Source organism: Streptomyces sp. NPDC104096, from assembly GCF_055584385.1.
In genome coordinates this window covers 1-9,364 of record NZ_JBVJMD010000115.1, presented here as the reverse complement: position 1 = coordinate 9,364, position 9,364 = coordinate 1, and the positions used below count along the sequence as shown (strand labels likewise).

Sequence of the window (9,364 nt, the reverse complement as noted above, 5' to 3'; positions counted from 1 at the left end):
GGGGTCCCCGTCCGGCGGGGTGGTCAGGGGCGCCAGGTGACCCGGTGTTCGGCCAGGCGGGCCAGGACCGCGTGGTTGGCCTCCCAGCCGTCCGGGAACTTCACGAGGGTTCCGAGCTGGACCGGTTCCGTGGACGGGTAGTCGTCCAGGAGGTCGCTCACACCGGCGCGGCACACCACGATGCAGGCGTGGCGGTGGCGGGAGGCGAGGACGCACAGCCGGCCCGTCTCCAGATGGAAGGCGGTGGCGTCGGGGCGGCCGGAGAGCGGGTGGAGCACCACCGTCACGTCGAACTCCCGGCCCTGGAGCCGGTTCGCCGTGTCCACGGTGACGTCCGCGACCCCCAGCTCGGCCAGCGCGGCCCGCACCGCCGCCGCCTGGTCCCGGTGCGCCGTGCCCACGGCGATCCGGTCGGCGGTGAGGGGAGCGGCCGCGGGGGAGCGCTCCGAGGCCGCCGCGCCGCCCCGGTCCAGCAGCCGGCGGACCACCGTGGCCACCGCCCGCACCGCCTCCGGATCGGTGCGCGGGGTGTGCCGCGCGGGCAGTTCGAGCAGGCCCCAGCCCGACAGCGCGGCCTCGTCGATCACCCGGTCCGGGCCCGAGCCGTCCGACGGGACGGCGAAGGAGAGCCGTCGGTCGTCGTGGTCCGTGCCGCTGCGGAACGGGGTGAACGGGTAGAAGGCGTCCGAGACCAGGGGCGCCGCGGAGGCCGGCAGCCGCCAGGACACCGGCAGCCGGTGCTGCGGCAGCTCGGGGTTGTGGGCCAGCAGGGTCGTCACCGCGGAGGCCGAGGGGTCGTACGACAGTCCCGCCCACTGCTCGCTGCCCACGAGCGCGAACGGGTCCAGCTGCCCCGGGTCGCCCACGAACAGCGCCCGCTCGAACAGTCCGGCCACGGCGAGCAGCGCGTCCGAGCGCATCTGGTAGGCCTCGTCGACGATCGCGTGCCGCCACGGTTCGTCGACCTTGACGTGGGCCCACTTGGCCGCGGTGGAGACGACCACCGGCAGCCCGGCCAGGTCCGCCGCCTTCGCCGACTTGCGGACCTGCGGCTGGGCGTCCAGCGCCTTGTCGTACGGGTCGGCGTCGCTGCTGTGCAGTCGGCCGACCGGCAGCTCGGGGCTCTTCTCGGCGAGGCGCAGGACCAGGTCGTCGACCTGGGCGTTGGTCTGCGCGACGACCATCAGGGGCCGACCGGCCTCGGCGAGCTCCAGCGCGGCACGGACGACGAGCGTGGACTTGCCGGCGCCCGGCGGGGAGTCGACCACGACCCCGCGATGGGTGCCCCGCACGGTGTCGCGCAGGATCGCCTCGGTGGCCCGCGCGGCCAGGGCACCGGGGTCGAAGGCGGCCTCGGTGATCACAGGACGTCCTCCTCGGTGACGGGATCGGCGGCCTCCGGCAAGGCGGCCGCCTCACCGGGGGGCCCGCCGTGCGTCCACGGCGTGTGCTCAGGGTCGGGCAGCTTCGCGCCGCCGCGCTGGTCGTGCTCGAACAGGGTGAAGCAGATCAGGTCGCCCTTCTCCGGCACGGATCCGGCCTCGGGCTCCTTGCCGCGGCCCATCCGGTCCAGGATCCGCAGCACGAGCAGCCCCTCGTCCTCGTACCCGACGAACTCGGCCGTCTGCGGCTTCCCGGCCAGCGAGCGGTGGACCTTGACCCGTTCGCCCAGGTGCGGGCGGTCGTCGGTGCAGACGGTGACCAGCGGCCGCGGGCTGGGCCGCTTGCCCTCGCTGTACGCCATGACGACATCCGCGACCTGGCCCGCGAACGCCTCCCCGGACAGCCGCCGGCCCGCCATCACCAGCGGGTCGTCCAGTGCCTCCTGGGCCTCCAGACGGGCCTGTTCGCGCTCGCGGGCGGCGAGCTTGCCGGCCGCGGTGACCGCGTCGTCGCGGCGCGGCTGCGGGGGCTCGCCGGCCAGCACCCGGTCGCGATGGGCGGTGAACGACCAGCGGTCGCGCGTCCACCGCTCCTCGACGTGCGCCCCGTCCGGCAGCGCGCGCAGCAGGTCCAGTCCGTCCCACACCTTGTCCCAGGTGGGCCGGGTGGCGGCGGCGACCAGGGCGCGGATCGCCTGCTCGGCGGCGGTCACCTCACCGAGCCGGTCGTCCGCCTCCAGCCCGTCCTCGGCGGTGGCGAGGGCGGTGCGCGCGCGGTCGTAGCGCTCGATCGCGGGCGCGAGCAGCTTGTTGTCGAACGCCGGGTCGGTCGCCGGGCCCGCCGGCGGGCACAGCAACTGCCCGTCCGCGTCACGGCCCAGCTCGGCGCGCAGCGCGGCCTCCGCGCCCCGGACGCCCTCCGGCGGGTCGATCCAGGCCAGCAGCGCGCCCAGGTGCTGGTCCTCCAGACTGGACTGGCCGGTCGCCCAGTGCCGGCCCAGCACCTCCGTCAGGGCCAGCAGCAGCGCGGAGCCGGGCACCCGGGAGCGCTCCCCGAAGTGGGTCAGCCAGCGCCCCAGCAGCGGCACCCGCGGCGGCGCCGGATGCGGGGTCTCCGGATCCTGTTCGGCGGTGCGGCGAAAGCGCATGGAGCGCCCCAGCAGCCGTACGAGGTCCAGGCCGGCCCGGCTCGGCACGATCAGCTGGGGCGCGTCCGCGCACAGTTCGACCTCGACCTTGACCCGTCTGCCGGTCTCCGGGTCGGTCTCGTTGCGCTCGGTGACCTCGACCTCGGCCGCGTACCCGTCGACGTAGGGAAGGACCACGTCGGCCAGCTCGGCCAGGAACGCGAACCGCAGGTCGCGGTCGCGCGGCTGCGGCACGACGAGCAGGGCCGGCGCGTCCCGGTCGGTGCCGACCAGCGCGCCGAGCGGGGCACCGGCCTCGCCCGCGGTGACGAGCGGCACGAGGACCAGCGGCCGCTCGGACAGATGACGGTGCCGCACGGTCGCGGCGGGCTGGGCACGTCCGGTGGCGACGGCCTCCAGCCGGGCGAGAGTGGAGATCAGCGACAAGGAGCCGCCTCCTGACCGAATGCCTGGACGAACGTCTGGCCGAATCCCGGCCCGAAGGCCGCACCGAGGGCCTCGGTACGCAGATGGTGGGCCCGGCGCAGCGCAGCCACCGCCGGGTCGGCCGGGTCGCCGGCCTCGCCGCGGGCCGCCGCGAGGACGTCCTCGACCGTCGCCAGACCACCCAGGTCGGCTCGCACCGAGCGGCCCAGCGAGGTCACCGCGCCGTCCGCGCGCGAGCGGTCACGGCAGTGGAAGGCCAGTTCGCAGGCGGCCAGGCACTCGGGGGCGTACACCGCGGGAACCGACTCGACGGCGGCCGTGAGCTCCTCGGCGGGCAGCTCGGGGGAGAAGCAGGTGCCCTCGGGGACGGCGTCGGCGATGTCCTGGAGACGGGTGAGCCGGGCGAGCTGCCGACTGGTGACCGCGCGCTGTTTGCGCACGTCGACGGCCGAGGCGGTGGGCAGGTTGGAGAAGTCCTTGGGACACACCAGCAGGATCCGGTCGCGCACCCGTGGGACCGTCTCCAGCCGGGCGGCCACCGCCTCCAGCGCCAGCACGTACACCGCGGCCTGCCGCGCCGCCGCGCCGACCTTCGCCGGGTCCGCCGAGCCGTCCAGCATCGGGAAGGACTTGATCTCCACGACCGTCCAACTGCCGTCCGGGTGCACCACCACCGCGTCCGGCTCGAGGAAGGCCGGGGAGCCCGCCACCTCGAGCGCGAGCATCGGATGGTCGAGCAGCGTCCAGACGCCGGGCGTCCCGGTGGCCTCGCGCAGCGCCAGCGCCGTCCGCGCGGTGCGGCCCTCGGGGCCGACGGCGGCCAGGTCGGGGGCGTTGACCCGGCCCGGCTCCGGCGGTGGGGTGGTCCGGTCCAGTCGCTCGTGCACCAGCCGCAGCAGTTCCGCGCCGCCGTCCGCCTTGACGCGGGCCTCGAACGCGTTGCCGCGGGTGAAGGCGAACTGCGACTGGCCGAAGACCGACGGCGAACCGAGCGCGCCCGCCAGCGCCGTCTTGTCCACACCGGCGCCGTCGAGGAGCGCGCGCCGTCTGCATCCGGGATTGGCGGCGAGCGCAGCGAGGGCGCGCGCGTCCAGCGCCTTCGCCGCTACGTCCGGTCCGCGCAGCTCAGCGAGCCGCTGCCGGAGTGCCCTCGCCGGCGTCCGTGGGGGAGGCACCGGGCTCGGCTCCGGACCCGAGCCGCGCGTCTCGCTGCCGTGGAAATCGCTCACCCGGGGAAGTCTGGCATCCGGCACTGACAATCGGGGTGCCCGCGTCGGCGGAGACCGCCGGGGCGGCCGGGACCCGCGTCCCCCAGAGGGTCGCCAGGGCCGTCCGGATCCGGTCCGCGATCCGCGTCACCAGCGGCGTCAGCAGCAGTCCGACGCCCATCACGGCCGCGCCCGCGACCGCGTCGAGGAAGTAGTGGTTGGCGGTGCCCATCACCACGATGGTGGTGAACAGCGGGTAGACGATCCCGGCCGCCTTCGCCGTACGGGTGCCGCCGTGGCGCCAGAGCATGACCCCGCACCACAGCGCCCAGCCCACGTGCAGGCTCGGCATCGCGGCGTACTGGTTGGTCATGCCGCCCATACCGCGCGGCGCGCTCGCCTCGCCGCCCCACCAGCCGTACGAGCTGTACTGGGCCATCGTGTCCACGAAGCCGTACTCCGGCGACAGCAGCCGGGGCGGGCAGGTGGGCAGCAGGGTGAACCCGATCAGACCTATGAAGGTCGAGGTCATCAGCCAGGTGCGGGCCGACCGGTAGAGCGCGGTGCGGGAGCGGAACAGCCAGACCAGGAGCGCCGGCGTGACCAGGTAGTGCAGCGACGCGTACCAGAAGTCGGCCGGTACGCCGATCCACGCCTCACGCGTGAACAGCCGGTTGAGCGGGTGCTCGGCGTTCATGCGCAGGAACTTCTCGACGCGCAGGATCGCCGTGCCGTGGTCGACGGCGCCGGATATGTCGCCCCTGGCCAGGAGCCGGCCCGCGGAGTAACAGGCGTACACCAGCAGGATCAGCGGCAGCTCGGTCCACCAGCGCAGCCGGGTCCGAGGGGCCGCCTCGATGCGAGGTGCCTCCGTCTGCGGCATCCGATTCGCCCTTCCCCTCCGTCGTCCCTGATGCGCCCGGTGGCGCGGCCGTGACACTTTACGGCGTGCACACGCGACTGGTCCCGGGCCCCCGGGTCTCAAAGACGCAGCGCTCGCCTCCCGGGTTGCCCCCGCCGGTGGTGAGCGATGATGGAGGAGATCGGAACGAAGACTTCCCGGAAGGCTCCTCATGGCACCGCGCATCCTGCTGGCCCGGCACGGACAGACGCAGTGGTCGCTGTCCGGCAAGCACACAGGCAGGACCGACATCCCCCTCCTCGACGAGGGCCGGCGCGGTGCCGAACTGCTGGGCGAGCGGCTGCGCGGGGCGCCGTTCGACGGACTGCCCGGTGTCGAGGTGCGCACCAGTCCCCTCGTACGCGCGCGTGAGACCTGCGAACTCGCCGGCTTCGGCGACCGCGCGCGTACCTGGGACACGCTCATGGAGTGGGACTACGGCGCCTACGAGGGCATGACCCCGGCCGAGATCCAGGCCGTGCGGCCGGGCTGGCTGATCTGGCGCGACGGTGTGCCGCGGGGCGAGAGCCTGGCGCAGGTGACCGAGCGGGCGGACGAGGTGGTCTCCTGGGCGCGGGAGGAGGACCGGGACGTGCTGGTCTTCGCCCACGGACACATCCTGCGGTCGATCGGCGCCCGCTGGCTCGGGCTGCCGATCGCGTTCGCGGCGCGGATCCGGCTGAACCCGACGTCGCTGTCCGCGCTCGGCTGGGCGTACGGGGAACCCGCGATCGAGAGCTGGAACGACCTGGGGCACCTGGCGGCCGCCTGACCGGTCCGCGGGGCGCTCACCACGTGCGCGGCGCTCACAACACCGCACTCCACTGCTCCGAGCGCGTCATGGGGCGCTCACCACGTGCGCGGCGCTCACGGTGTGCGGGGGCGGCCGGCGTGGCGCTCCAGGAAGGCCGAGACCCCCGAGGCCCGCCGGTGCGGCAGCAGCACCCGCGCGGTTCCCGCCAGCATCGTCTGGATGCGCGAGGACTGGACCTCGTCCAGCAGGTCGAGCACCCGCATCCCGGCCGTGGCCGCCTCGTCGGGGCGGCCGCCGCGGGCGAGGTCGTCGGCGAGCTCGGCCGTGTACAGGGCGATGTTCCGGGTGAAGTGCGGGTCCTGGAGCCGGGCCGCCCGCCGGGCGTGCCGTGCCGCCCGCTCCCAGTCGCCCAGCGTGGACCAGCACTGGGCCTCGAGGCCCTCCAGCTCCGCCTCCCCGTAGAAACTCATCCATTCGGGGTCGGCGTCGCAGGAACCCCGCTCGTAGAGGGCCTGGGCCCGGACCAGGGCCTGCTCGCAGCCGGCACGGTCGGCCAGGCCCGCCCAGCCGCCCGCCTCGCGCAGCGCGAGCAGCGACATCAGCCGGGCCGAGCCCAGCGGGCGGGCCACCCGCTGCGCGGCCTGCGCGGCCCGCACCGCCTCCCGGGGGCGGCCCGAGTCGCGGGCGAGGAAGGCCGTGTTGCAGAAGGCGTGTGCCTCCAGCGCCGGATCGTCGGTCACCCGGGCGGTGGCGAGCGCCTCGGCGTAGTGCGAGCGGGCGTCGTCGTATCTGCCCGAGTCGTGGGCCAGCCAGCCCACGGAGATGGCCAGTTCACCGGCGCCCGAGTGGAGCCGGTCGACGGTCGCCTGCCGGGTCGCGCCGGCGTCCAGCAGCGCGTACGCGGTGCGCAGCGGGGCAGCCGCGCGCCGGTAGAGGCCGTCGGCGCCGTGCCGGTCGTCGAGCAGCCGGATGCGGCGGACGGCCTCTTCCAGGGCGCTCGCCTCGCGGACTCCGGGACGCCGGGGCGGGCGCTCCGCCGCCACTGCGTCGTGCGGGAGCCCCAGGGGAGCCAGTGAGGCGGCCGCCATGGTGGCGCCCCCGCGGGTCATGAATGCGCGACGCAGCACGTCGCTCTCCTCGTGGTTGTGGTGCATTTCGTACGGGTCCTGCGGGTCCTGCGTTTCATACGGCTCGTACGCCTCGTGCGTCTCACCGGTGGTGTGCGCCGGGCTCATCGGGTGAGCAGGGGGCGCCTCCCCGTCCGCACGCGCCGACCGGCCGCGGACGGCCGAACGGGGCGCGAAGCCGAGGTCGGTGAGCGTGCGGCCGGGGAACATGTGCAGGAACACCCGTTCGTACGCGTAGTTGGGGCAGCGGATCTCGCCCGCCTCCACCCGGCCGATGTAGCGGGCGTCACAGCTGACCTGCTCGCCGATCTCGCGGGCGGCCCGCCGCACCAGTGCGGCGAACTCGCCCGGTGAACGGTGTCCGCGTATCCGCCGGAAGGCGAGATTGGGCCGCGTGGGCCGGTTGGGCTGGGACGAGGTCACCATTGACGACGTCATGGCCGGGTCCTCTCGTGCGAACCGTCGAACCATGCCGGATTCGGGATGAGTTGTCCGTGTGCCACCCTGTTTCCGGCGGGCAAGAAGGTACCTGTTGTGGTCGGCCCGCCACGCAGTGTTTGGCTACAAACCGGATATCTCATCCCCGATCCGCCATGAACTGCCATCCTTTGCGGCTGAATTCCGCCGTAGCCCTTGACGCCGTGACGCGTTGAACCGCCCGAACTGCAAGAAGGTTCTGTGGTGGAGGCCGGGATGGGGACGAGCCAAAGCGTCGGTCCTTGTACGACGGTGACGCCGATCGGGTCGGCGGCCGCGGTGACGGCGGAGCGCTTCCCGCTCCCGGAGTGCGGCGGACCGCCCGACGAGGTCGACGGGTGCGACCTCGTCACGGTGCCGGCCCGCCAGGGGCTGGAGGCGGTCGACATCCTGCGCCGGGCGGACGTGGACGCGGTGGGGCCCGTACTGCACGACGACGGGTGCGACACGCTCGGTTTCCTCGTGCCGCCCGGCACCGCGGCCGCGTGGGACGTCCCCGGCAGCGTCTGCACGCACACCGACGGGCGGGGGCTGCGGCCCGACCCCGTGCCGCCGGTCGAGGGCTCGGACTGGCTGCTGCCGCCGGGCGAGGCGGACCTCGCGACCGATCCGGCGGTGCTGCGGCGGGCCCTGGGCGAGGCGGCCCGGCTCATCGAGGCGGCCGACAGCCGCCGCTGAGCGGGTACGGCCGCCGCCGGGCGCGGGCGCCGTCGGGCGGGCGCGGTGCCGGGCGGCACGAGCAAGCCGAGCAGGTACGGACGCCGTCGAGCGGGCATCGCCGTCGGCCGGCGGGCACGGCCATTGAGCGCGGCAGCCCTCGCCGAGCGGGCTGCCGGGCGCCGTCGAGCGGGCCGCCGGCCGCCGCGGGACGGGCCGTCGGGTGCCGTCGGGCGGGCCGCCGGCCGTCGCCGGGCGGCACGGGGGCCGGGCGCTTGCGAGAATGGCCCCATGGGAAAGTCCAGGAACCCCCGGCGGCCGGACGCCGGTGACGCCGTCGTCGAGCCCGTCGACGGCGGTCTCGCCGAGCTGATACGCGACCGGGACCGGGCACGGGCCTGGACCCTGCTCATCGACGGCGCCCCGCAGTCGCACGTCGACCTGGACGACCCCGGGTACCTCTCCTTCGAGTACCAGCGCCGCCTCGGCCACGTCATCGACCTGGCCGCCCCGCCCGCCCGGCCCGTGCACGCCGTGCACCTCGGCGGCGGCGCACTCACGCTCGCCCGGTATGTCGCCGCCACCCGCCCCCGCTCCACCCAGCAGGTCGTCGAGCGGGACGCGGCCCTCGTGCAACTGGTGCGCCGCGAGCTTCCGTTGGCGGCCAACACACGGATACGGGTGCGCTCGGCGGACGCCCGGGAAGGGCTCGCCAAGGTGCCGGACGGCTGGGCCGACCTCGTCATCGCCGATGTGTTCAGCGGCGCCCGCACCCCCGCCCACCTGACCTCGACCGAGTTCCTCGACGAGGTGCGCAGGGCGCTGAGACCCGGCGGGCTCTACGCCGCCAACCTGGCCGACGGGCCACCGCTGGCGCATCTGCGCGGCCAGATCGCCACGGCCGCCGCCCGCTTCGGCGAACTCGCCCTGGTCGCCGATCCGACGGTGCTGCGCGGCAAGCGGTTCGGCAACGCGGTGCTGGTCGCCTCCGACCTCCCGCTGCCCGTCGCCGAACTGACCCGGCGGGCGGCCTCGGATCCCCACCCGGGCCGGGTCGAACACGGCCGCGCGCTCACCGACTTCGCCGGCGGCGCCCCGGCGGTGACGGACGCTGCGGCGGTCGCGTCCCCCGCCCCGCCGCCGTCGGTCTTCCGCTAGTGTTCCGAGTCGGGAATTCCATTCAGATGTGTAGGCTTGCCCTATGGCACGGATGGGGCGGCCGAAGGCCGAGTTGACGCTGTCGGACGAGGAACGGGCCGCGCTCGAGGGGTGGGTGCGGCGTCG

Annotated in this window: 8 protein-coding genes; 3 read left to right on the top strand and 5 right to left on the bottom strand. The window is 74.9% G+C overall.

Translation table 11 applies throughout. The features are described 5' to 3' along the window. Nucleotides 1-23 precede the first annotated feature (23 nt). From ACZ60B_RS42000 to ACZ60B_RS41985, 4 genes are read right to left on the bottom strand one after another with little or no spacing between them, the layout of a single operon-like run. The gene (locus ACZ60B_RS42000) at nt 24-1,361 is read right to left on the bottom strand and encodes an AAA domain-containing protein (protein WP_469397116.1); all 1,338 of its coding nucleotides are present in this window, start codon (nt 1,359-1,361) and stop codon (nt 24-26) included. Further along, nucleotides 1,361-2,956 carry a hypothetical protein gene (locus ACZ60B_RS41995; RefSeq protein ID WP_469397111.1) on the bottom strand — a complete coding sequence of 532 codons (1,596 nt, stop codon included), beginning with the start codon at nt 2,954-2,956 and terminating at the stop codon, nt 1,361-1,363. The genes ACZ60B_RS42000 and ACZ60B_RS41995 overlap by 1 nt, the downstream gene beginning before the upstream one ends. After that, a complete protein-coding gene (locus ACZ60B_RS41990; protein ID WP_469397114.1) occupies nt 2,947-4,131 on the bottom strand; it encodes a hypothetical protein in 1,185 nt (394 codons plus the stop codon). Before ACZ60B_RS41990 ends, ACZ60B_RS41995 begins: the two co-directional genes overlap by 10 nt. Then, nucleotides 4,082-5,047: a phosphatase PAP2 family protein gene (locus ACZ60B_RS41985; protein ID WP_469397108.1), complete on the bottom strand. Its 966-nt coding sequence runs from the start codon at nt 5,045-5,047 to the stop codon at nt 4,082-4,084. Before ACZ60B_RS41985 ends, ACZ60B_RS41990 begins: the two co-directional genes overlap by 50 nt. Nucleotides 5,048-5,237: 190 nt before the next feature. On the opposite strand from ACZ60B_RS41985, the gene ACZ60B_RS41980 reads away from it, so the two are divergent. Next, on the top strand, nt 5,238-5,837 hold the full coding sequence (locus tag ACZ60B_RS41980; protein ID WP_469397106.1) for a histidine phosphatase family protein: 600 nt from the start codon (nt 5,238-5,240) through the stop codon (nt 5,835-5,837). A 95-nt stretch (nt 5,838-5,932) separates the two neighbouring features. Here ACZ60B_RS41980 and ACZ60B_RS41975 read toward each other — a convergent pair whose 3' ends face one another. Continuing rightward, the gene (locus ACZ60B_RS41975) at nt 5,933-7,384 is read right to left on the bottom strand and encodes a hypothetical protein (protein WP_469397105.1); all 1,452 of its coding nucleotides are present in this window, start codon (nt 7,382-7,384) and stop codon (nt 5,933-5,935) included. Between the two features lie 255 nt (nt 7,385-7,639). On the opposite strand from ACZ60B_RS41975, the gene ACZ60B_RS41970 reads away from it, so the two are divergent. Beyond that, complete coding sequence (locus ACZ60B_RS41970; RefSeq protein WP_469397104.1) at nt 7,640-8,101, top strand: hypothetical protein; 462 nt, start codon at nt 7,640-7,642, stop codon at nt 8,099-8,101. 270 nt (nt 8,102-8,371) lie between these two features. Then, a complete protein-coding gene (locus tag ACZ60B_RS41965; RefSeq protein ID WP_469397102.1) occupies nt 8,372-9,238 on the top strand; it encodes a spermidine synthase in 867 nt (288 codons plus the stop codon). The last annotated feature ends 126 nt before the right edge of the window (nt 9,239-9,364 follow it).

Coding starts and splice junctions, on each gene's coding strand:
- ACZ60B_RS41975 (WP_469397105.1), bottom strand. CDS start 7,384: ATGACGTCGTCAATGGTGACCTCGTCCCAGCCCAACCGGCCCACGCGG.
- ACZ60B_RS41985 (WP_469397108.1), bottom strand. CDS start 5,047: ATGCCGCAGACGGAGGCACCTCGCATCGAGGCGGCCCCTCGGACCCGG.
- ACZ60B_RS41970 (WP_469397104.1), top strand. CDS start 7,640: ATGGGGACGAGCCAAAGCGTCGGTCCTTGTACGACGGTGACGCCGATC.
- ACZ60B_RS41965 (WP_469397102.1), top strand. CDS start 8,372: ATGGGAAAGTCCAGGAACCCCCGGCGGCCGGACGCCGGTGACGCCGTC.
- ACZ60B_RS41980 (WP_469397106.1), top strand. CDS start 5,238: ATGGCACCGCGCATCCTGCTGGCCCGGCACGGACAGACGCAGTGGTCG.